General features: G+C 71.2%; 18 protein-coding genes and 2 pseudogenes. 9 read left to right on the top strand and 11 right to left on the bottom strand.

All coding sequences use genetic code 11. From position 1 onward, the window contains the following. Positions 1-38 precede the first annotated feature (38 nt). From ACIQ9E_RS23675 to ACIQ9E_RS23655, 5 genes and pseudogenes are all read left to right on the top strand, one after another. The gene (locus ACIQ9E_RS23675) at positions 39-728 is read left to right on the top strand and encodes a lysophospholipid acyltransferase family protein (protein ID WP_403710058.1); all 690 of its coding nucleotides are present in this window, start codon (positions 39-41) and stop codon (positions 726-728) included. After that, a pseudogene (locus ACIQ9E_RS23670) lies at positions 676-1,836 on the top strand (IS4 family transposase); the annotation flags it as partial. The gene ACIQ9E_RS23675 and the pseudogene ACIQ9E_RS23670, both read left to right, overlap by 53 nt. 475 nt (positions 1,837-2,311) lie before the next feature. Continuing rightward, complete coding sequence (locus ACIQ9E_RS23665; RefSeq protein WP_403710056.1) at positions 2,312-2,782, top strand: hypothetical protein; 471 nt, start codon at positions 2,312-2,314, stop codon at positions 2,780-2,782. 58 nt (positions 2,783-2,840) lie between these two features. Then, a complete protein-coding gene (locus tag ACIQ9E_RS23660; RefSeq protein WP_403710054.1) occupies positions 2,841-3,119 on the top strand; it encodes a hypothetical protein in 279 nt (92 codons plus the stop codon). Between the two features lie 116 nt (positions 3,120-3,235). Beyond that, entirely contained in the window at positions 3,236-3,913 is a 678-nt protein-coding gene (locus ACIQ9E_RS23655; protein WP_403710052.1) for an FkbM family methyltransferase, read from the top strand. A 25-nt stretch (positions 3,914-3,938) separates the two neighbouring features. Here ACIQ9E_RS23655 and ACIQ9E_RS23650 read toward each other — a convergent pair whose 3' ends face one another. Further along, complete coding sequence (locus ACIQ9E_RS23650; protein WP_403710050.1) at positions 3,939-4,685, bottom strand: hypothetical protein; 747 nt, start codon at positions 4,683-4,685, stop codon at positions 3,939-3,941. A gap of 148 nt (positions 4,686-4,833) precedes the next feature. Between ACIQ9E_RS23650 and ACIQ9E_RS23645 the strand changes: the two genes are divergently transcribed. Beyond that, positions 4,834-5,655, top strand: coding sequence for an SDR family NAD(P)-dependent oxidoreductase (locus tag ACIQ9E_RS23645; protein WP_403710048.1), 822 nt, complete (start codon positions 4,834-4,836; stop codon positions 5,653-5,655). A 65-nt stretch (positions 5,656-5,720) separates the two neighbouring features. Here the strand turns inward: ACIQ9E_RS23645 and ACIQ9E_RS23640 are convergent. Then, positions 5,721-6,736, bottom strand: a pseudogene (locus ACIQ9E_RS23640) (IS630 family transposase). Between the two features lie 413 nt (positions 6,737-7,149). On the opposite strand from ACIQ9E_RS23640, the gene ACIQ9E_RS23635 reads away from it, so the two are divergent. Next, positions 7,150-8,325, top strand: coding sequence for a LuxR C-terminal-related transcriptional regulator (locus ACIQ9E_RS23635; RefSeq protein WP_403710046.1), 1,176 nt, complete (start codon positions 7,150-7,152; stop codon positions 8,323-8,325). 112 nt (positions 8,326-8,437) lie between these two features. On the opposite strand, the gene ACIQ9E_RS23630 is transcribed toward ACIQ9E_RS23635, so the two are convergent. After that, entirely contained in the window at positions 8,438-8,842 is a 405-nt protein-coding gene (locus ACIQ9E_RS23630; RefSeq protein ID WP_403710044.1) for a DUF5997 family protein, read from the bottom strand. 58 nt (positions 8,843-8,900) lie between these two features. Between ACIQ9E_RS23630 and ACIQ9E_RS23625 the strand changes: the two genes are divergently transcribed. Both ACIQ9E_RS23625 and ACIQ9E_RS23620 read left to right on the top strand, forming a co-directional pair. Beyond that, complete coding sequence (locus ACIQ9E_RS23625) at positions 8,901-9,710, top strand: LysR family substrate-binding domain-containing protein (RefSeq protein ID WP_403710042.1); 810 nt, start codon at positions 8,901-8,903, stop codon at positions 9,708-9,710. Between the two features lie 93 nt (positions 9,711-9,803). Further along, positions 9,804-10,475, top strand: a complete 672-nt coding sequence (locus tag ACIQ9E_RS23620; RefSeq protein ID WP_403710040.1) for a polysaccharide deacetylase family protein — start codon at positions 9,804-9,806, stop codon at positions 10,473-10,475. Here the strand turns inward: ACIQ9E_RS23620 and ACIQ9E_RS23615 are convergent. The 8 genes from ACIQ9E_RS23615 to ACIQ9E_RS23580 form a co-directional block, all read right to left on the bottom strand. Further along, positions 10,460-11,446, bottom strand: a complete 987-nt coding sequence (locus ACIQ9E_RS23615; RefSeq protein ID WP_403710038.1) for a DUF4184 family protein — start codon at positions 11,444-11,446, stop codon at positions 10,460-10,462. The genes ACIQ9E_RS23620 and ACIQ9E_RS23615 overlap by 16 nt on opposite strands. A 222-nt stretch (positions 11,447-11,668) precedes the next feature. Further along, positions 11,669-12,007: a PadR family transcriptional regulator gene (locus ACIQ9E_RS23610; RefSeq protein ID WP_403710036.1), complete on the bottom strand. Its 339-nt coding sequence runs from the start codon at positions 12,005-12,007 to the stop codon at positions 11,669-11,671. Between the two features lie 74 nt (positions 12,008-12,081). Beyond that, positions 12,082-12,978 carry an RNA polymerase sigma-70 factor gene (locus ACIQ9E_RS23605; protein ID WP_403710034.1) on the bottom strand — a complete coding sequence of 299 codons (897 nt, stop codon included), beginning with the start codon at positions 12,976-12,978 and terminating at the stop codon, positions 12,082-12,084. A 167-nt stretch (positions 12,979-13,145) separates the two neighbouring features. Continuing rightward, positions 13,146-15,035, bottom strand: a complete 1,890-nt coding sequence (gene htpG / locus ACIQ9E_RS23600) for a molecular chaperone HtpG (RefSeq protein ID WP_403710032.1) — start codon at positions 15,033-15,035, stop codon at positions 13,146-13,148. A 122-nt stretch (positions 15,036-15,157) separates the two neighbouring features. Beyond that, positions 15,158-16,429, bottom strand: a complete 1,272-nt coding sequence (locus ACIQ9E_RS23595; RefSeq protein ID WP_403710030.1) for an MFS transporter — start codon at positions 16,427-16,429, stop codon at positions 15,158-15,160. Then, the gene (locus ACIQ9E_RS23590; protein ID WP_403710028.1) at positions 16,419-18,215 is read right to left on the bottom strand and encodes a condensation domain-containing protein; all 1,797 of its coding nucleotides are present in this window, start codon (positions 18,213-18,215) and stop codon (positions 16,419-16,421) included. Before ACIQ9E_RS23590 ends, ACIQ9E_RS23595 begins: the two co-directional genes overlap by 11 nt. 107 nt (positions 18,216-18,322) lie before the next feature. Beyond that, a complete protein-coding gene (locus ACIQ9E_RS23585; protein ID WP_403710026.1) occupies positions 18,323-19,651 on the bottom strand; it encodes a DUF6271 family protein in 1,329 nt (442 codons plus the stop codon). Next, positions 19,633-20,730, bottom strand: coding sequence for a phytanoyl-CoA dioxygenase family protein (locus ACIQ9E_RS23580; protein ID WP_403710024.1), 1,098 nt, complete (start codon positions 20,728-20,730; stop codon positions 19,633-19,635). Before ACIQ9E_RS23580 ends, ACIQ9E_RS23585 begins: the two co-directional genes overlap by 19 nt. Between the last annotated feature and the right edge of the window lie 488 nt (positions 20,731-21,218).

The raw sequence follows: 21,218 nt of genomic DNA, 5'->3' as shown, positions 1-21,218 counted from the left end.
GGGGACACACCGCTCCACCGAGGCCGGAGGCCCCCGCCATGCTCAGTCCGCTGTCAGGTGCTCTGCTGCCCGCCGTGGGCCGGCTCTCGGTCACCGCCGACCCGGCCGCCGTCCTGGCCCCCGGCAGCATCGTCGTCGCCAACCACACCTCCCTCGCCGACCCCGCCGTGGTGCTCGCCGCACTGCGCCGCCACGGCGCGCAGCCCGTGGTGATGGCCGCCGCCGGACTGTGGCGGATACCCGTCCTGGGCAACCTCCTCGCCCGCGGGGGACATATCCGCGTCCACCGGCACGACCGCCGTGCCGCCCTGGCGCTCGACGAAGCGGCCGCCGCACTGGAGCGCGGCCGACTGGTCCTCGTCTACCCCGAGGGCGGTATCGCGGCCCGCCCCGGTGCCGGGGAGGAGCCGCCGGGCGCCTTCCGCACCGGCCCCGCCCGGCTCGCCGCGCTGACCGGGGCCGCCGTCGTCCCCGTCGGCCAGGCGGGCGCCCGCCGTATCACCTCGGGATCCCCGGCCCGGCAACTCGCGGGCCTCGCCACCGCCCCGCTGCGGCGCCCCCGGCTGCACGTCCACATCGGGGCACCGTTCGTACCGGACGGGAACCCCGCCCGGGGTACGGCGCAGACCCGCGCGGCCGTCACCGCCGCCTGGCGTACGGCCGCCGCCCGCCTCGGTGAACCGGCCGCCCTCACGGCGGACGCCCCCACCCCCGCCGAAGTGCGCTGACGGTTCCGTAACCCGACGAGTTCCGCGCGGTGCCCGTCGGGGCCCGCGGCGGCCGGGGGCCGAGGCAGCCCAATGCAGTTGCCTTTCAGTTGCGGGGATCGTTTCCCCGCGTGTGACGGGGTGTGGTGCGGGCCAGCGGGTGCGGATCGGGATTCTGACGAAGGTGTTCACCGCCGAGCTGGTGGATGCGGCGATAGCCAAGCACGACCGTGCCGAGCGGCGGCGCCGCCTCCTTCCGGCGCGGCTGGTCGTGTACTTCGTCCTGGCCCTGTGCCTGTTCGCCAGGGAGTCGTACGACGAGGTGCTGCGGGTGCTGACCAGCGGAATCCCGGGCAGCCGGGCTCTCGCGCGGGTGAACCGGTCGTCGTTGTGCCGGGCCCGCGCCCGCCTTGGCGAGGACGTGCTGGAGACCGTGTTCCGCCAGGTGGCCGGTCCGCTCGCCACCAGGGACACGCCCGGCCCATGGTGGCGAGGTCTGTGGCTCCTCGCCCTGGACGGCACCCAGTTCGATCTCCCTGATTCGACGAGCAACGGCGACACCTTCGACGGCCCCTCCACCACCGGGGGCGTCCCCTTCGGATTCCCCCAGGTCAGGGCGGTGGTCCTCGCCGAGATCGGAACGCACGGAGTCCTTGATGCCCGCCTCGGCGGCTACCGCGACGGCGAACGCAGTCCCGCCTACCCTCTGGCCGGCTCCACCGGCCCCGGCGACCTGGTGATCGCCGACCGCGGCTTCTGGTCGGTCGAGTTCGCTCACGTCTTCACCACGGCGGGCGCGGATCTGCTGGTCAGACTTCAGTCCAACCATCTCGGCACCGTCCAGGAAGAACTTCCGGACGGTTCGTACCTGTCGATGGCGCGACCAGGAAGGGACGTCCGGCTCCGAGCCGCGAGGGAAGGCCGGATGCTGCCCCGTCACGTGATCTACCGGGTCATCACCTTCACCAAGGGCGACAAGGTCGCCTACCTGGGCACGACACTGCCGGACCCCGAGCAGTACCCGGCCGCCGAGCTCGTCGCGCTCTACCGGGAACGCTGGGAGATCGAGCTCGCCTTCGACGAGATCAAGAACCACCATGGGCCAGGCGGCCCGATCCGGTCGCGGACACCGGAGGGCGAACGCCAGGAACTGTGGGCCTACCTCGCCGTCCACCACGCCATCCGTCAGTTCGCCCACACAGCCGCCCTCGCCCGCCCGGCCGTGGACGCTGACCGCTTCTCCTACCTGAAGTGCGTCCGCATCATCCGCCGCAGCATCCCGTCTCAGCTCGGTGTGACCACTACCAAGCTCGCCCGCTCTTTTACGGAGGCCGGGCGGGAAGCACGCAGCCGCTTGCTTCCCGCCCGGTGCCGCCGGGACTGCCCACGCGCGATCAAGAAACCGAACCGCTGGCCCGTCCTGAGAACCCGTGCCAGACGAAACACTGTCAAGCCCGGCCGTTGGGCCCACAACCCAAGCTCGAAGGCGAAGAGCAGTCGCAGGGCCGGTCGGCCGGCGTTGAAGGGAACACAAGCCCAGGCAACATCCTCACCTCTCCTTATTTCCCTGAGACCGGGCAGCGACCGTCTCCTATGCTCTGGCCGTGGATGGAAATCAGGGCCTGACTGCATTGATCGAATCGGCCTGGGAGGAGCTGAACAGCTCCGATGCGGGCCGCCGGGACCTCTGCATCGACGTCATCAGCGATGTCCTGGAGACAGGCCGTCTGGCGCAGAACGACGTCGAGCGGGCCGTCGAGCGTCTCGCCACCGTCGCGCTCTCCGGCGAGAGCTACGAAGTGCGGGAGTCCGCGCTGCACGCAGTCTGCACGGCCTCTACGCACTACGAACTTCCCTACCGAGTGGTGGAGTCGCTCGCAGCCGGGGCAGACGACTTCGAACCCTTGCTCCTCGCCTACGTCCTGGCCGCCCTCGGCTGCACTCACGACCGGGCAGCGCTGCCGATGGTCGAGCGGTTCCTCCACCACCCCCACTCCGAGGTCCGCCGGGAGGCCTCGGAGGCGGTGACGGAACTCCACTGGCACCGAGAGTCAGCCCAGGACAAGACAGCGTAGTTCCTGCGGCTCAGCGGCTCAGTCGTTACTGACTTCGGTTAGTCAGGGTGACATTGGGGTGTCGAGGGTGTCGGGCCGGCCGGCACTGCAGGCGTTTAAGCCGATTGCGTACTACGGCTTCGAGTCGGTCGAGGGCCATGACGGCGAGATTGGCGAGACTGCGCTTGACATGTACCTAGCCCCACTCATTGCCCATGTGCGCGGCGTCCGCGTGCCCGGGCAGCCTGGCTCAGCCATCCTCGACATCTTCAGGCTCGAAGACGGAAAGATCGTCGAACGTTGGGACGCCATCCAGCCCGCCCCGGAACGCTCCGCAAACCCGAACGGCATGCTCTGAATGGCCCTCCGGGCAGCCGCTGCACCAACTAGGCACTCTGGCAGGGGAGTCAGAGCGGTGGCATACTCCCCCGCGCAGGGATACGACCGCGACCGCAGAGGGACTCGACCGAATCCATGACAACGGAATCCGCCAGCGACCGCACCTCGCCCGTTGTCAACTCCGACGGACTCCATATGCGGCCCCGGAGCTACGACCAGCGCATCTGGGTGGAGAGCAGACAGTACCTGGCGATGGCCCCCCGGCCGTCCGACGTCCTCCTCGATGTGGGCGCCAACATCGGCACCGTCACCCACCGCTTCCTGACCGCCGGGATCTCCCGCGTGATCGCCTTCGAACCCGAGGCGCAGAACCACCGGCTGCTCCTTCTCAACACCGGCCGGTTCGGAGACCGCGCTGTCCTGCGCCCCGAGGCGATCGCCGCCACCGCCGGACCGCGACGGCTGTGGACGCACAACGGGCGCAACCACGGCCTGCATTCACTCGTCGCCCACCCGCGCCGCCGGTGCATGGTCGTGCCGGCCGTCCCACTCGCTGAGGTCCTCGATGAGTACCGACCGACCCTGCTGAAGATCGACATCGAGGGAGGCGAGTACGAGCTGCTCCCCGATCTTCGCCAACTCCCGTCACAGGTGAGGGCGGTGGCCATCGAGCTGCACCTCTGGCAGGACGGCTGGCGCCGGGAGCACGGCCCGGACCTCGTCGCCGCGATCCGCGCCCAGGGCTTCCGGGACGTCCGGCCGCCCCACATCGGCCCCGGGAACCCGTGCTCCTTGGCGATCTGGGCCCGATGACCGGACCCAGCCGTGCATCGCCGCTTCAGGAAGTGGACAGATTACGGCAGACCTCGACCCTGACGTCCCTCATGTCGAGCCCGGTCACTCTCCCCTCCACCGCCACGAACCCCTTGTCTCCGGATCTGATCAGACCGGCCAGATGTGATTTCGGCCTGGCCTCGCTCAGGGCGTCGACGGCCATCGCCGTACCGAATGCGAGAATTCCGCAGAGTACGAAGCAGGGTGCCTGCTGTGAAGTCTTAGTGACAAAGAGAAAGCCGTGGTCCTGGATCAGCTCACCGGCCGGGGAGAGCCTCGTCTCGAAGGTCATACCGGCCCAGCGGGCCCGCCTGGCCTCCGGGTACTCGATGCCGAATTCCGGGAATCCCGCACCGATCACACCGGCGGAATACGGATTGACACTCGGCCCGCCGATCGAGAACGTCGGCACCCGGGGGTCCTGAGACCCCGGGGCCACCAGTTCGATGACCGCCTTGTGGTTCACCTTCCGGAGCAGATCGATCAGTTGTCCGATGGCCCGCCCCTCGGCCAATGGCAGGAACAGGACATTCTTTGGGTTGGCGTGGGTGTGCTGCTGACCGTCGCCGACGAAGCTGAACTCGGCCACTTCCACGCTGGAGGTGACGATCTGGACCCGGTTGTACGGCGCGAGCAGCCTCCGCAGGAAGCCATAGCGCAGCAGCAGCTGCGCACGGGGCATAAATCTCGCCGTAAGAAACCCAATCACGGCAGGAACAGATCCGATCAGAACCTGCAGAAGAATTTCCATGCCACCCCCTGGAAAGACTCAAACACGCACTGCGCGCCGTAGGATAACTCCCCTGCCGCACGGCTGGCGATACCCTCGGTGCTGCATCCCGGACAACTTCACCAAAGTGAACCCTGACAGGAAGATCGCGGCAGAAGGAGGCGGAGATTTGACCATTCCAGGACAAGGTCGGAAGGTCGCCCTGGTCACCGGGGCGAACACGGGAATCGGCCGCACGGTCGCCCTCGGCGTCGCAGCCGCCGGGTGGCAGGTCGTCGGTCACTGGTTCGAAGCACCCGCAAAGGCCGCGAGCCTCCAGCAGAAGATCGGCGACGACTGTCGGCTCGTCCATGCGGACCTGCGCGAGGAATCCGGCCTGCAGGCCGTCTACGCCGTCGTCGATGAACTCGACGGGCCGCTCGACCTGGTCGTCAACAACGCCGGCTTCACCGGCTGGACCCCGGACGTGCTCGCCGTCGGCACCGCCGAGTGGGACTCCGTCTTCGGCGTCAACGTACGTGCAACCTTCTTCAGTTGCATCGAGGCCTACCGGCGGATGAAGGACCACCAGCGCGGTAGCATTGTCAATATCTCCAGCAACATCGCCGCCCTCGCCATCCCTCAACTCGCCGCCTACGGCACCAGCAAGGCTGCCGTAAACGCGCTCACCCGCCAACTTGCTGTGGAATTCGCCCCGCACGGCGTCCGGGTCAACGCCGTCGCCCCCGGGCCCACCGTCGTTGAGCGCACCCTGCGGGACGACCCGGACTACGCGACGACCTGGGGCCGCATGGTCCCGCTCGGCCGCGCCGCCGACCCCGACGACGTCCTCGGCCCCCTGCTCTTCCTCGCCTCCGACGCCGCCCGCTACGTCACCGGTCACGTCCTCTACGCCGACGGCGGCTGGAGCCAGGCCGGCACCACCCCACCCCCCGAGCACCTCCGACCCGGCACCGCCCCCGACCGACACGCCCACCCGGCCAAGCCCTGACCACCTGACGGGGTACCAGTTCCGCCCCGAGCCCGTGTCAGAGGCGCGTTACTGACTTCGAGTCGTCAGGGTGACGTTGGGGTGTCGAGGGTCAGGCCGGTGCCAGCTATGAAACCGTCGAGGGTGTCGGGCCGGTACTGCAGGCGTTTGAGCCGATTGCGTACGACGGCTTCGAGTCGGTCGAGGGCCATGACGCGAGATTGGCGAGACTGCGCTTGACATGTGCCCAGACCCACTCCACGGGGTTGAGGGCGGGCGAATAGGCGGCAAATAGGCATACCGTCAGCCAAGCACGCTGGGCGATCAACTCGCGCATGGCGCGGGAAACGTGGGTGTTCAGGCGGTCCCAGACCAGCACGATCGGCGCCTTGACCAGCTGGTGGACGCTGTCGATCAGGGCGATGAAGTCTCGCTCGCCCATGCTGCGGCGCTTGCCTCTGCCTGCGGGGTGGGCGATCACGCGATGGCACAGCCGGGTGCGGGAGCCGGGTCGCATGGCGATCATCCCGGCCACGGACATGCGTCCCGAGCGCCGGCCGCTGACTGTCACGACCGGCGTGTGGCCGCGCCGGCCCCAGGTGCGTCCTCTGGGCGGACGGCGGGTGAATCCTGCCTCGTCCTCGAAGCAGATGTAGCCCCCCCCAGGCCGCCCGGGTGCTTTTACCTCCGTCCAGGTCGCCTCCTTCCATACGGTGACGGCCTGGGCGTCGCGCTCGGCGGCTCGCCGCGCGGGAACTTGAGGGCTGAAGCCGAGCCGGTGCATCAGCCTCGTGGCACCCGAGACGCTGTAGGAGACGTGGAACTTCCTACCGATCAACGTGGCCACCCGCGCTGCGGTCCACACCTGGTCCTCCACCCAGCCGTGTTCGGCCGGGCCTTGATCCAGGTGCGCGGCAAGTTTCTCCAAGCAGCGCGGCGACAGGCGGCACCGAGATCCACTCGGGCCGCGGGAAGCCAGAGCCTGCACACCGCCATCGCGCCACAACTGGTGCCACTGGTAAGCTGACTTCGGGCTCACCCGCAGTCGTCGCGCGACCTCCGGCGGCTTGACTCTCTGCTCGAACAGCTCGCCCGCAAGCATCCGCACCGACTCTCGGCGCTCACGTCCTGTGGCGGTCAGTCCGCCCCCATCCGCATATCTCACAGGCCAAGGCCTACAGCTGCCGCTTCAGACCCATCAGAAACTTCGCGAAAATTCACCCTGACGAGCCGAAGTCAGTAAGGCAACTGCATGGGCCGAGGCAGCCCCCTGCGGATGACGGGCGCAGCAGGCCCGCACCCGGCGCCGTACCGCTCGACCACCGACGGGTCCCCGGTGCCGAACTGCGCGGCCGGGTGTTCGACCACCGGCCACGGGACCGCGAGCGGTCCCTCCGGCAACAGTCCGCTGTACCGCTGTACCGCTGTGCGGCGAGGACGCTTCCGCGCAACCCGACCGGCGACGCGCGGTCGAACGGTTCGGCTCCCGGCGCACGCCCGTTCTACGCTGCGGTCATGACGCGCTACGGGGGAGCGGGACGTGTCGGCCGGATCCGGGATGCCGCGGTGCGCGCGGCCGCCGCGGCGAACGGTGTGGACGAGTTCTTCGACGGGGTGATGCGGGCCGTCCACCCCGTGCTCAGGTCCGACGTCTGGGCCGGGATCACCGTCGACCCGGTCACTCTGATGAACACCGGCGGCCACTACCGGCAGGCCGTCCCGCTCCGCTATCTCCCGCGCATGCTGGACATCGAGTACCGCGAAGGCGATGTCAACGGGCTGCCCCAACTGGCCCGGGGCGCCGTGCCGGTGGGCGTACTCGGAGAGGCCGTCGGCGGGGTCCGGGACCGCAGTCCCCGCTACCGCGACATCATCCGGCCCCTGGGCCTCACGGACGAGGTACGGATCCTGCTCAGCGACCGGTACGGCGTCTGGGGCGCCCTGATCCTCGGCACCGGCCGGGACACCCCGCCGTACGGCCCCGAAGCGGCCGCCGTGGCACGGGCGATCGCCCGGCCGCTCGGGGAGAGCCTGCGCAGACTCCATCTGGCCCGGCGCGCCGGTGCCGGAGACGGCGCGGACGGCCCGGACGGCGGCGTCCCGGCCCCGGCGCTCGTCCTCCTCGACGACGCGTACGAACCGGTCCAGCTCAGCCCCACCGCCGGGCTCTGGCTGGACGAGCTGCCCGCACCCGGCGAGCCCCCTTCCCCGGCCGGACGCGCCGGAGGGCGGGGCCCCGTGGGGCGGTGGACGGAGGGCGGTCTGCCACCCGCGCTGTACGGAGTCGCGGCGGCGGTACGCGCGCCCCGCTCATCCGGGTCCCTCGCCTCCTGGGCGCATACCCGGACCCGGGGCCGGGTCCGGCTGCATGCCTGGCGTCTGGAGGGTCAGGGCCCCGCCCGGGTCGCGGTCGCCGTCGAAGCGGCCGGTCCCGGAGAGCACATCGCGCTGATCACGGCGGCCCACGGGCTCACCGCCCGGGAGGCCGAGATCACGGCCCTGGTGCTCCAGGGCCATGCCACGGCGGACATCGGCCGGCTGACCCGGCTCTCCCCGTACACCGTGCAGGCACATCTGACCTCGGTCTTCGACAAGACCGGAGTGCGCAGCCGCCGCGATCTGGTGGCCACCCTCTTCGCCCGGCACAGCATTCCGCGGCTCCTCGACGCGGCGCCCGCCGCCGACCAGTGACGTACCGGACCGGCCCGTTCCGCTCCGGAAAACCGGGGCGGTACGACAGCGGGCACCCCGGCCGGGCGGTCCCGGCGTGGATGCCCGCTGACGCGAGGGGAACCCGGCGGCGTCAGGAGCGGGACGGGCCGTCCCCGCCCTCCTGCTCCTTGCGGCGGTCCTTCAGACGAACCGCCTCCTTGCGGACCTCGGCCTGGGTGGCGCGCTCGCGCACCAGCCACTCCGGGGACTCCTGCTTCAGCGCGTCGATCTCCTCGGTCGTGAGCGGGTCGGTGATGCCACCGCGGGCGAGCCCGGAGATGGAGATCCCGAGCCGGGCGGCGACGACCGGCCGCGGATGCGGACCGTCCCGGCGCAGGTCCCGCAGCCAGGCGGGCGGGTCGGCCTGGAGCGCGTTCAGCTGGTCGCGGGAAACGACCCCCTCCCGGAACTCGGCGGGGGTGGCTTCGAGGTACACACCCAGCTTCTTCGCCGCTGTGGCGGGCTTCATGGTCTGGGCGCTCTGGTGCGACGTCATGGGGCCCAGGATATCGAGTGCGGCCCGGGGTCCTGACCACGCACGGTAATCTGGCCATGTGACAGCCTCGGAGACGCCTTCTGCATCCTCTGCTCCCCCCGCGTTCCGGCTCGCCTGTGTTCCGGGGGCGACGCCCGCCAAATGGGTGCGGATCTGGCAGGAGCGGCTGCCGGACGTTCCGCTGGAACTCGTCCAGGTGCCGACGGCGCAGGCGGCCGCCCTGCTGCGCGACGGGGGAGCGGACGCGGGTCTGGTCCGGCTGCCGGTAGACCGCACCGTCTTCAGCGCCATCCCGCTCTACACCGAGACCACGGTGGTCGTCGTCCCGAAGGATCACCTGGTCGCGTCGGTGGACGAGGTGTCCGCCGGCGAGCTGGCCGAGGACATCGTGCTGCATCCGCTCGACGACGCGCTCGACTGGGAGACCCGGCCCGGCCGCCCCGCGCTCGAACGGCCGGAGACGACGGCGGACGCCGTCGAACTGGTGGCGGCGGGCGTGGGCCTGCTGGTGGTCCCGCAGTCGCTGGCCCGGCTGCACCACCGCCGGGACCTGACGTACCGGCCCGTCGTGGACGCCCCGCAGTCCTCCGTCGCCCTCTGCTGGCGCGAGGACGCCACCACCGATCTGGTCGAGGATCTGATCGGGATCGTCCGCGGGCGCACGGTCAACAGCAGCCGGGGCCGCCGCCCGGCCCCCGAAGAGAAGAAGGCGGCCGGGAAGCCCGCCGCGAACGACAAGGGCGGCAGGGGCGCCAGGACCGGCGGGAGCGGCAAGTCCGCGGGCGGCGGCCAGGCACGCCGACCGGGCAGGCCCACCGCGAAGTCCCCGCGCGGCGGCACCGGAGGCCGCCCCCGCCGCCGCGGCTGACCGGCGCCGGTCCCGGAGCCGTACCACCCGCCCGCCCGGCTTTCTGGTCCAGACCATTGACAGCGGTGCGGAGCCGGGACATTCTGCGGTGCCATGCCGAGATCCCGTGCACTGACCGCCGTGTTCGTCTCCCTGCTGGCCGCCGTGGGGCTGAGCACCCCGGCCCAAGCGGCCCCGGCCCCATGGCCGCCGCCCGCGCCGGTCGTCGACCGGGTGGAGACCCGGGACCCGGTCTTCTTCGTGACCATCGACGACGGCTGGTACCACGATCCCGCCGCCGCCCGGATCCTCCTGGACCGCCGGATCCCCGCCTCCCTGTTCCTGCTGCCCGACGCCACCTCGTACGACACCGGCTACTTCCGCAATCTCGTCGACAACGGCCCGTCCCGGATCGAGAACCACAGCCTGACCCACCCCGACCTCACCGGCCTCGACGAGGCCGGACAGCGGGCCGAACTGTGCGGAGCGCGCAGCCGTCACCTGGCCGCCTTCGGTCAGGAGCCCCGGCTGACCCGTCCCCCGTACGGCACCTTCGACGAGCGGACCCGCACCGCAGCGCGGGCCTGCGGCTCCAAGGCCGTGGTCACCTGGACCCATGACCAGACGACCTGGAGCACCCCGCCGGCGCCGCCCGCGCTGAAGGCCGGTGACATCGTGCTCCTCCACTTCACGCCGTCCCTCGCCGCCGATCTGGCGCGGGTGATGGCGGCGGCCGACAGCGCGGGGCTGCGGGCCGGGCGGCTGCGGGACTACATCCCCGACTGAGCCCCGTTCCGTGTCCTCTGCGTCTGCGCCCGGGGCCGGTGCCCGGCCGGCCCCGGGGCGTCCGCCGCCCGTCCGTGGACGGATTCGCGGCGGGGCAGGAGGCGGAGGTGCCAGGCCGCCCCGTACAGCAGCAGTCCGCCGCCGAGTCCGGTGCCCGCGCCCTTCGCCGCGTGCGTGAGGATCTTCTCGGTGGCCTCCGGCCATGGCACCTCCGCCGTCCGGGTCGGGTAGCTGATGCCGGTCCCGTTGTCGGTGACGACGGGACGGCTGTAGTCGGCCACCTCTTCCCGGAAGTACGAACCGGGGCTCCCGGTCTGTGCGACGGCACCCGCCCCGGCCGCCAGCGCGAGGGCGGCGGCCGCCCCCCGGCGGACGGCCGGCGACGGCCGCCTACGGACAGCGGGGCCCTCGGTGCCGGTGCGGCGCCTGCGGCGGACGAGATGGACGCCCACCGCCACCAGACCGGCCGCCGTACTCAGATGCTGGAGCACCCGGGCCACCGTCAGCCCGCCCGGCACCGGGTCACGGAGGAGGTCCACCCGGCTGACGGCATAGCCGTCGAAGTGGGTGAAGGAGTCCCACGCCACATGGGTGGCGATACCGATCAGCGCCGACAGGACGAGCCACGCTCCGGTGCGCAGCCGTTCCCCGGCGCCGGACGGCGGGCGCTCGGGAGGCGCGGGTGCGCAGCGGGCCGGAAGCAGTGCGGCGACCGGTGCGCGCAGCAGGTAGTAGACCGCGACCAGGGCGAGGGCCAGCGGCAGGGCCACGGTCGGGGCGTCGGTGAGGGAGTGCGTCGCCGTCGCGTTGAAGTACGGCTCGTACCAGACGCTGGTGGTCGGCCGGAAGGGCAGGCTCTGGATGAAGTAGGCGATATCGGGCGCCATCGCGCCCGCGACCAGGGCCGGGGGCACGAACGGGCGCCGCATCAGCGGGAGGACGGCGGCCGGATGGGACAGGGTGAACGGCACCGAGGGGTACCCCTTCGCTCGGACGGACCCGGTGCGTCCGGCGGGCACGGAGGGGCGCGGACCTGCGTCGGCCACGGCTGCCCGGACGCACCGAAGGACGGTACGCCATCGAGAGTATTCCGTTGAAGTGACTATGTCGAATGTGGGCGGGGCCCCTCCCTGCTCATGGGGGAGAAGCGGATTCCGGTGCGGACAACCGCCGCCACCGGCGCCGGTGACCGGTCAGGCGGTGGCGGGCGCTCCGCCCAGACCCAACCGCCGCCGGGCCTCCCGTACGGCGACGGCCAGCCGCTCGGTCTCCAGCGCCAGCCGCTCCCGGCCGTCCGTGGTGAGCCCGAAGACGCGGCGCGCCCGGCCGTCGACGATCTCCTCCTGCCGTACTTCGATCAGACCGTCGGTGACCAGCCGGTCCAGCGCCCCGTAGAGCGCGCCGGTCCGCGGTACCACCCGCCCGTCGGTGATGCCTTTGATCTCCCGGGCGATCGCATACCCGTGCCGGGGTTCGTCCGCCAGGGCCGTCAGCACCAGCAGCGCCAGTTCCTGCATCGCCCGTTCGCTCATGCACCCCAGGGTATTCCGTGCCCCGGACCGGTGGAGCCGCCCGCTGCCGGGGCGGGATCCGAGGGGGCGGCGGATCAGCGGCCGACGGCCGTCTCCCGTGCCAGCCGCGTCAGTTTCTCCGGGTTGCGTACCGCGTACAGTTCGCTGACCCGGCCCTCGTCCATCCGGACCGCCAGAACCATGTCCACCACTCCGCACCGCCGCGCGAGCAGGGCAGGCCCGCCGTTGACCCAGACGGCTTCGAGGGTCAGGCCCTTGACGAAGGCCGCGAAACCGCCGGCCAGCAGCCGGCCCACCCGGTCGGCGCCCGCCACGGGCTGCGGCGCGGCCGATACGAGTCCGCCGCCGTCGCTGAGGGCGACGACGTCCGGTGCCAGCAGGTCGAGCAGGCCCTGGAGTTCACCTGTCTCCACGGCGTGCTGGAAGGCCGCGAGCGCGGCCCGGGTCTCGGCGGCGGAGACCGTGGCGCGCGGGCGGCGGGCGGCGACCCGGGCCCTGGCCCGGTGGGCGATCTGGCGGGCCGCCGCCGGGGACTTCCCGACGGCCTCGGCGATCTCCCCGTACGGCACATCGAACACCTCGCGCAGGACGAACACGGCCCGCTCGGTGGGCGTGAGCATCTCCAGCACCAGCAGCATCGCCATCGAGACGCTCTCCGCCAGCGCGGCGTCCTCGGCCACATCGGGCGCGGTGAGCAGCGGCTCGGGCAGCCAGGGGCCGGTGTACGACTCCCGGCGGCGGCGCAGCGTCCGCAGTCTGCCCAGAGCCTGACGGGCCGTGATACGGACCAGATAGGCGCGCTGGTCGCGGACGGTGGCGAGGTCGACGTCCGACCAGCGCAGCCAGGTCTCCTGGAGGGCGTCCTCCGCGTCCGCCGCCGATCCGAGGATCTCGTACGCGACGGTGAAGAGCAGCTTGCGATGGGCGACGAAGACCTCGGTCGCGGGGCCCGGACGAACGTCCTGCGTCATTCGGCGTCTCCTGATTCTGTGCGCTCGACGGGGGCGTCACGCACACGACGGTCGGGACCGCCGGAATGTGACACCCCGTCGTGTGATATGCGACACGCCGAAGCAGGTGGACGGGTACGGACCCGGGCGGACGCCGGCCGGCGTCCGCCCGGGGGAGCGGGGCCGGGTCAGTCCGAGGCGTCCGGTGAGCCGTCCCCGGTGAGGGAGAGCAGCAGCTCGTTGAGCCGGGTGACGAACGCGGTCGGCTCCTCGATCCGGGCGCCGGCCGTCAGCACGGACTGGTCGAACAGGACGTGCGCCCAATCGGCCAGCCGGGGATCGTCCCGGTCCTCGTTGAGCCGCCGTACCAGCGGGTGTCCGGGGTTGATCTCCAGAATCGGCTGGTTCGGCAGCCCCGAACCCCGCAGCCGCTGCGCGGTGGTGAAATCGGTCTCCACCCCGTCGGCGACGATGCAGGCAGGGGAGGTGGTCAGCCGGCTGGTGACACGTACGTCGTACGCCTTGCCCGCCAGCTGCGCCTTGAGCAGGCCGAGCAGGTCCGCATAGTCGGAGTCCGCCCGGTCGGCGGCCTCCTTCTCGGCCTCGTCCTCCAGGCTGCCGAAGTCCGGCGGGCCCTGGGCGACGGACTGGAGCCGCTTGCCCCGGTACTCGTGGAGCGGGCCGGAGACGACGAAACCGTCCACGGCCTCGCTCAGCAGCAGCACCTCGATGTCCTTGGCCCGGTACGCCTCCAGATGCGGGCTCGCCGCGGCCGAGGACTGCCCCGGCGCCAGCAGGTAGTAGATCTTGTCCTGGCCGTCCTTCATCCGGTCGACGTACTCCGCGAGGGAGACGTCGGCGTCCTGGGTGCCCGAACGTGTGGAGGTGAACCGCAGCAGCTCCGTGAGGTCCTCACGGTGGGCGGGGTCGTCGGCGACGCCCTGCTTCAGGACACTGCCGAACTCCTTCCAGAACTCGGCGTACTTCCCGGGCTCGTCGGCCGCCAGCCCGGCGAGGAGCTTCAGCACCCGCTTGACCGCGCTGGACCTGATGTGATCGACGGCATGACTGCTCTGGAGGATCTCCCGGGAGACGTTCAGCGGCAGATCGGCGGAGTCGACGACCCCGCGCACGAACCGCAGATAGTCCGGAAGCAGTTGGCCGGTGTCCTCCAGGATGAAGACCCGCCGCACATGCAGCCGGAGCCCCCCGCGCGTCTGCGGCAGCCACAGATCGTGCGGCGCCCGGGACGGGATGTACAGCAGAAGGGTGTACTCGTAGCGCCCCTCCACCTTCGTATGCACATGGGCGAGCGGATCGGCGTAGTCGTGCGTGAGACTCCGGTAGTACGAGTGGTAGTCCTGCTCGCCGAGTTCGCTCCTGGGACGGGTCCAGAGCGCCGAAGCCTGGTTGACGGCCGTGTCGTCGTCCGACAGCACGATCGGCTGTGTGATGTGGTCCGAGTACCGCTGGACGATCGACCGCAGCCGGTACTCGCTCAGCAGCTCGTCCTCGGTCTCCCGCAGCTCCAGCACGATCGTGGTGCCGTGCTCGGCGCGCTCCACCGACTCCAGCGCGTACTCCCCCTTGCCGTCGGACGACCAGCGCACCCCCTCGGACGCGGGCAGCCCCGCCCGGCGCGTGGTCAGCACCACCCGGTCGGCGACGACGAAGGCCGAGTAGAAACCGACACCGAACTGGCCGATCAGCTCGGCGTCACGGCGCTGGTCCCCGGTGAGCGAACGGAGGAAATCGGCGGTGCCCGAGCGGGCGATGGTGCCGATGTTGTCGATCACCTCCTGCCGGCTCATCCCGATGCCGTTGTCGGCGATCGTGACCGTACCCGCGTCCTTGTCGAACGAGATCCGGATCCGCGGCGCATCGTCCGATGCGCCGTCGGCCGGCGCGGGATCGGCGTACCGCTCGAAACGGAGCCGGTCGATCGCGTCGGAGGCATTCGAGATCAGCTCACGGAGGAAAATCTCCTTGTTGCTGTACAGAGAATGGGCCATGAGGTCCAGAATCTGGGCCGCCTCGGCCTGGAAACTCCGCGTCTCCGTATCCGACTGTAATGTCATCGCTTTCCCCCTTATCGTCGGCCATTGAAGAGTTCGATCAACGATAGGAAGCGTTGCCCGGCAGGTCAACCGGCCCCCTCCGGACGGTGGTTCGACCACAGCCCCCCGCCCGCTCACCGCCGTCAGCGGCCCGGACCGCCCCCTTCCGCCGACGCCGCTTCCGGCTCCCGGCCCAGCCCGCGGACGGCGGGCACACAGAGCATGGCCGCCATGCACACCACACCCATCACGGAGGAGAAGAGCAGCACACGATCCGCCCCGAAAGCGTCGGCCGCCGGACCGGACAGCGCCCTGCCCAGCGGAATGACCATGATGGAACCGGCGACGTCATAGGCGTAGACCCGGCTCAGCACCGCCAGCGGAACATGGGACTGGACACTGGTCGCCCACATCACCCCCCAGAAGGCGAAACCGCAGCCGGCCAGCACACCGGTGAGCGCGGTCGCCGTGAAGTTCCAGCCGAGCGCGGGCGCCAGCGGATTGAGGGCGAAACAGAACATCGCGCAGGCCCCCGCGACCAGCGGCCGACGGGGCCGTACCCGCATACCGAGCAGCCCGCCGACGATCGTGCCCGCACCGTCGGCCGAGGCGATCCAGCCGTAGCCCGCTGACCCGTGCTGCTCGGTGATCAGCGCCGCGCCCAGCGGAATCGCCGGACCGAACACGAACAGACCGTAGACCGCCCAGATGGCGATGGTTCCCCACAGCCAGGGGCGGGAGCTGAACTCGTACCATCCGGTGCGCAACCGCTTCAGCAGCGGGTCGTCGCCCTCTTCCCGTACGGTCCGCAGTCCGCGCAGCGGCAGCAGCCCGACCGCGCTCAGCGCGTAGGCCGCGGCAATGACCAGATAGGAGCCCGCCACATCCCAGTAGGCCACCACCAGGCCGGCGAGCCCCGGGCCGATCAGCGCGCTCATCGCCTCCGAGATCCGCAGCAGCGCGTTGGCGCGCTGGATGTCCTCGGCGACCTGCGGCACCATACTCGCCAGACCGGGCTGGAACATGGCGGTCGCGGCACCGCTGACGGCCATCAGCATCATGATCTGCCAGAGCCGTACATCGCCCGCGACCAGCAGCCCCGCGAGGACGAGCATGGCGAGCATCCGCACCGCATCGGCGCCGATCATCATCACCTGTGGCGTGAACCGGTCGGCGAGTACTCCGCCGAACAGCACCAGCAGCGCGATCGGCGCCATCCACGCGGCCAGCGCGTAACCCACTCCGCCCGCCCCGTACCCCGCCCCGAGGACGGCGGTGGTCAGCGAGACCATGAGCATGCCGTCGGCCAGCAGCGAGGCACTGCGGGCGGTGAAGAAGAGCCGGAAGTTCACCGATCTCCACGGACTGGGCAGCGGCTGCCGCTTCTCCTGGAGAGGTACGTCGTCAATGGTCATTCGCTATCGGCCGGTTCCGGCCGTCCCCTTCCGAGAGAATCCGCCGCCCGAGCCGTGCACCGCCGCCCCCGGCCCGCGGCGGCGGGCCGTCGACGATCACATAGCGGTGGGGAGCCAGCAGCCCGGGGCGCCCGGGAAGGGTCTCCATCAGCGCCGCATGGGCCTGTTCCGGTGTCGGCGGGACGGCGCCCGCGGTGATCCAGGCCGTCAGGACCTCCCCGGAGCCGTCCGGGGTGTCCGGATCCGGATCCTCCACGGTGACCTGCACGGGTACGCCGCCGAGGACCCGGCTCAGGGATTCGGCCACGGCGGGCGGCGAGACCCAGCAGTTGTCCACCCGCAGCCATCCGCCGCCCCGCTCCACCGGCCGGACGCCCGTGACCGCAGTGAGCGCGGTGAGGTCGGCGAGCGGCACATCGTCCGCCGCGGCCGCCTCCAGAAGGCGCACGAGACCGGTGAGGAAGGTCTCCGCCTCGGCACCGGGGAACAGCGAGGGGTCGGCCCATACCGCCATGCGGAGCAGGGGGTCCGTCTCGTACACGAAGGTCAGGGCCCGGGTCGGCAGCAGCTGGTCCGGACCCCGGGTCAGCTCCAGCTCGGGACCGGCGGACCCGGCGGACCCGGCCGGTGCGGCCGGTGCCGCGGGGAGCGCGGAGACATCGTTGAAGACGACGTCACGCGCGAAGTTGCTGCCGCGTTCGAAAGTGACCCGCCCGATCATGTCCCACAGGGCCAGCGAGTCGAACCTGCTGTGCCGGTACGCGTTGAGCGCGGCCCCCCACGCCCGGCGCAGCAGCGTGTCGAAGGACGGCTGCCGGACGTCGAGACGGAGCAGTGAATCCTGCGACAGCGTGTTCACCGAGCGGGCCAGCAGCGGCCGGAACCGGTTGGCCGTCGGTACCGCGACCACACAGGCGTCGTGGCCGGTGCGATGGGCGATCAGGACGCACCAGGCGGTCAGCAGTACGGTGGACGGAATGGCGCCGGTACGCTGCGCCACCCGGGCCAGCGCCGCGGCCCCGCGCCGCGAGCGGAGGGTGAGCTGCGGCGTCCGGACCTCGGTGCCCGCGGCGCCCGGCTCGGCGAACATCGCCTGCGGAGCGGTGCGGATGATCTCCTCCCAGTACCGCAGGGACGCCTCCGACCTGCGCAGTCCGGCCGGGGTCGCCTCCTCTTCGGCGAGGTCGAGCGGGGTGAGCGTGGCCGGGGGCGGCAGGGAGTCCCCGGCGAGCAGGGCGAGCCACTCCTCCCGCAGAACGGCGAGCGCACTGCCGTCGGTGACGGCATGACTGGCCGCCAGCGCCACGAAGTGGGGCTCCCCACGGCGGGCGATGAGCGTGATCCGCAGCGGGAAGTCCCGGTCGAGCCGGAACCGGCCGGAACGGGCGTCGCGCGCCACCGTTTCGGCGTACACGGTGGCGTCCCCGGGCAGGTGTTCGTGGTCGAGGACGGTGACCGTGAACGCTCCCGAGGCCGAGACCCGCTGTTCGCGGGGCGGCCCGCCCGGGGTCCCGGGGAAGGTGGTCCGCAGTCCTTCGTGACGTACCACCAGGGCGCGCAGTGCCTCGATCACCGGTTCGGGCCCGGTCTTCGGGGGTACCGGCCACACGGCGTGGATATTGATGTGCGTCGGGTCGTCCCGCAGGATGCAGCGGATCATATTGGCCTGCCCCATGGTGACGGGGCCGTGGCGCTGTTCGCCGCCCGAGTAGCGGACGGTGACGGTCCGTTCCACGGCCGGCAGAACCGGCCGGGGTTCGCTCACTGTCTGTCGGCTCACCGTCATGAGGCCGGTACCGGCCTGCACCGGGGTGAGGTTCCGGGTAATGCGTTCATGTGATGCCTTTCGAGGGTTTCGGTGAGCTGTTGCGGGCGGCCGAGGGGCGGGGCCGGTCATCCATCCGCGCGGAATCCCTCGTTCCGGCAGGCGCGGACCAGGGGCTCCCAGGCGTCGATGAGGAGGGCGAAGTCCGCCGTGTCCGCGCGGGCCTCGTCCAGCAGTCCGTTCCGGCGGGCCGCGAGACCGTCCGCCACCGCGGAGTAGCGGCCGCCCAGCTTCCGATACGAGCGGTCGAGCACGTCCAGGACCTCCGTGAGGCCGAGGCGTTCCGCGTCGGCGTCCCGGTCCGGTCCGTAGCTGTCCCTGACGCACGCGGCGACGGTGGCCGCGAGGATCCGGCCCCCGTCGTCGAGCAGCCTGCCGCCCGTTGCCACCAGCCGCGCGTACACGTCGTCGAAGTACCGGGCCGCGAGCAGGAACTTCGCGAAACGTGTCTGGTAGGCGAGGAATCCGGCGCCGGTACGGCGCTCTTCGGTGTGGTAGTTGACGATATGGCGGTTGTGCAGCACCCCGGGCAGGGCGGCGTCGTGAACGAGGTGCACGAGGAAGTAGTCGCTGCCGATGGTGTCGGTCGCGGGCGGCAGCGGCACCCGGCCGTAGACGTCCCGGTGGAGACCGATGTTGCACATGTCCACCCGGGCCGGGGCGACGCGGGTGAGCGTGGTGAGGTCGCCGGTGAACGGATCGGTCCCGGCGCCGCGGAACGCCTCGTCGACGAGGTTCGCGCGCCAGATCTCCGGATAGCCCGCCGGTACGGAGAGCCCGACCACGTCCCGGTAGACCGCGGGGTCGAGCCGGTGGATCTCCGCGACGTCCACCGACATCTCACCCACGAAGGAGCCGCCGACCAGCGCGACCGTCCGCTCCCGCAGAGCGGGGTCGAGCCTGCTCCGGGTCACCAGCCCCGCCGCCTCGGCCGCGGGGCGCCCGAGGGCCGTCAGCTCGTGGACAAGGGGGAACACGGGCTCCCCGCCGAAGGTCTGGTAGCCGCTGTCGGAGTCCCGGCGGTGCACCGATGCGCAGTCCAGGGCCTCGGCGAGCAGGAAGGCGCGGTTGGTGCAGGCACCGTAGGAGACCCCGGACGGCAGCATCAGACGGAGGATCCGCTCCGGTTCCGCCGCACCGGACCGGACGATCACCTTCCGGAGAAAGTCCCGCTGTTGTTCCTCGTCGAGGTGGTGGACGACCACCCCGGGGGCCTCGGGCAGGGCGGCGATCGCCGCCCGGTGCGCGGCCCGCTCCGGGGCGCCGGACGAGTCCAGGACCAGCAGATGCACCTCGGCGCCGAACCGTCGGGCGCCGTGGGCGGCCTCCCCGGCGACCGCCGTGATGGCCGCTGCACAGGCCCGGTTGGTGGGAAGGGTCAGACAGACGCGGCGCACGACGGCTCCCCGCTCTGCCCGCCGGCCGGAACGGACTCGTCCGTGTCGTGCCAGGAGCCGAGTCCCAGCAGTCTGCTGCCGAGTTCGGTGAGGGAAGCGGTGGGATAGCGCTGGGACTCGTGGAGCACGGGATCGCCGACCAGGGTGCGGTTCCAGCGCGGGGTGCGCAGATGCCGCCAGGAGTCGACCCGGGACTGACGCAGCCTGGTGTGCTCTTCGAGCGCGGGCATCATCGACAGGTACTGCACGGCCCGCACTCCGCCCTCGGAGGCGTTGCGGGCCACGCCGTGGGCGAGGAGGCCGTTCCAGATCAGCAGATCGCCGGGGTGCAGTTCGGGCCGGACGACCGGGAGTTCGGCCCGGTCGATCGCGGGGCGCAGCGGGTCCCGGTCCGCGGGCTGGCGGACCTTCCACTCGTCGAACCGCCGGAACAGTTCGGGGCAGCACTGGAAGCCGCCCGTCTCCGGGCGGGTGTCGTTGAGCGCGATGATCCCCTGCACCCGTTGCGGCGGCACTCCGAGCGTGGTGTCGATGTCCCAGTGGAGTTCGATGTCGAAGCCGCGGTCCGTCGGTTCGATCAGGGCGCGGTCACGGTTTCCGATGTTCGGGGGGTTGAGATTGAGCCGGTCCAGGGTGACCCACAGCTCCTCGCAGTCCCAGACGTCGGCGAAGGCGTCGTACACCCGCCTGGACTGGCGGCTGTCCCAGAGCAACTGATGGTGGTAGGCCTCCACGAACCCGTAGACGTGGAGCTGCTGGTCCAGCTCGGAGCGGAACGGCCGGTCCTCGTACCAGCTCTCCGGCCGCTCCGGGTCCAGGCCCTGGAAGTCCCAGGTGAAGTCCAGCAGCCGCCGGGCCGATTCAGCCGGAATCGCCTCCCTGACGACGACATAGCCGTACGTCTGCCAGTGGGCGAAGTCCTCCTCGGACAGTACGCGCAGTGGACGGTCCTTCGTGAGTTCGCGTAACGCCGTCTGCGCCAGATACGACTCGCCGTCCGCGCTGAAGTACGGACGGCCGGAGGCCGCCCGGTGGAGTCGGGGGCGCCGGGTGCGGCCGGGTGCGGTCGTTGCCATCATGCGGTTTCTCCAAGTCGGCGATCAGGGGAAACGGTTCGGCGGACGGGCGTGGACCGCAGCGCCGGGACAGGTCGGGCGGACGTCCGGCGAGCCGTTCGGGGGGCGGCGGGGCGGACGCCGGAGGGCAGCGCGAACCGGCCGTCGGCAGAGGGGTCCCACCACGGTGGCCGGGGTGGGACGGCGCCTTCGCGGCGGTGTGTCCGGTGCCGCGCTGCCCAGCAGAATTGGTCCAGACCACTATCCTTGTCAAGGGCCGGGCCGAATTTGGATCCGGGCCGCGCGCGCCGCCCGAAATCTCCAACTGGTCGCGTTCGCTGGTTCGGTCACTTTGGTCTAGACAACTAGCGAATGGTTGCCCTAGGGTCCCGTCCCAGCGTCGCAGCTCCGGCCCGTTCCGGTGAGGGACCGGTCAGGCCCCTCCGCTGCGCCGCGGTCAACGGCGACCACGCTCGTGGGACGTCCGCGCCGACGAGGTCCTGCCGCGAAGT

Source organism: Streptomyces sp. NPDC094448, from assembly GCF_044763775.1.
GTDB lineage: Bacteria > Actinomycetota > Actinomycetes > Streptomycetales > Streptomycetaceae > Streptomyces.
This window is presented reverse-complemented; position numbering and strand designations above follow the sequence as displayed.

What these genes read in the sequence shown, in the direction of transcription:
- ACIQ9E_RS23675 (WP_403710058.1), top strand. Translation starts at nt 39, where the DNA reads ATGCTCAGTCCGCTGTCAGGTGCTCTGCTGCCCGCCGTGGGCCGGCTC.
- ACIQ9E_RS23655 (WP_403710052.1), top strand. Translation starts at nt 3,236, where the DNA reads ATGACAACGGAATCCGCCAGCGACCGCACCTCGCCCGTTGTCAACTCC.
- ACIQ9E_RS23650 (WP_403710050.1), bottom strand. Translation starts at nt 4,685, where the DNA reads ATGGAAATTCTTCTGCAGGTTCTGATCGGATCTGTTCCTGCCGTGATT.
- ACIQ9E_RS23635 (WP_403710046.1), top strand. Translation starts at nt 7,150, where the DNA reads ATGACGCGCTACGGGGGAGCGGGACGTGTCGGCCGGATCCGGGATGCC.
- ACIQ9E_RS23630 (WP_403710044.1), bottom strand. Translation starts at nt 8,842, where the DNA reads ATGACGTCGCACCAGAGCGCCCAGACCATGAAGCCCGCCACAGCGGCG.
- ACIQ9E_RS23620 (WP_403710040.1), top strand. Translation starts at nt 9,804, where the DNA reads ATGCCGAGATCCCGTGCACTGACCGCCGTGTTCGTCTCCCTGCTGGCC.
- ACIQ9E_RS23610 (WP_403710036.1), bottom strand. Translation starts at nt 12,007, where the DNA reads ATGAGCGAACGGGCGATGCAGGAACTGGCGCTGCTGGTGCTGACGGCC.
- ACIQ9E_RS23605 (WP_403710034.1), bottom strand. Translation starts at nt 12,978, where the DNA reads ATGACGCAGGACGTTCGTCCGGGCCCCGCGACCGAGGTCTTCGTCGCC.
- htpG (WP_403710032.1), bottom strand. Translation starts at nt 15,035, where the DNA reads ATGACATTACAGTCGGATACGGAGACGCGGAGTTTCCAGGCCGAGGCG.
- ACIQ9E_RS23595 (WP_403710030.1), bottom strand. Translation starts at nt 16,429, where the DNA reads ATGACCATTGACGACGTACCTCTCCAGGAGAAGCGGCAGCCGCTGCCC.
- ACIQ9E_RS23590 (WP_403710028.1), bottom strand. Translation starts at nt 18,215, where the DNA reads ATGACGGTGAGCCGACAGACAGTGAGCGAACCCCGGCCGGTTCTGCCG.
- ACIQ9E_RS23580 (WP_403710024.1), bottom strand. Translation starts at nt 20,730, where the DNA reads ATGATGGCAACGACCGCACCCGGCCGCACCCGGCGCCCCCGACTCCAC.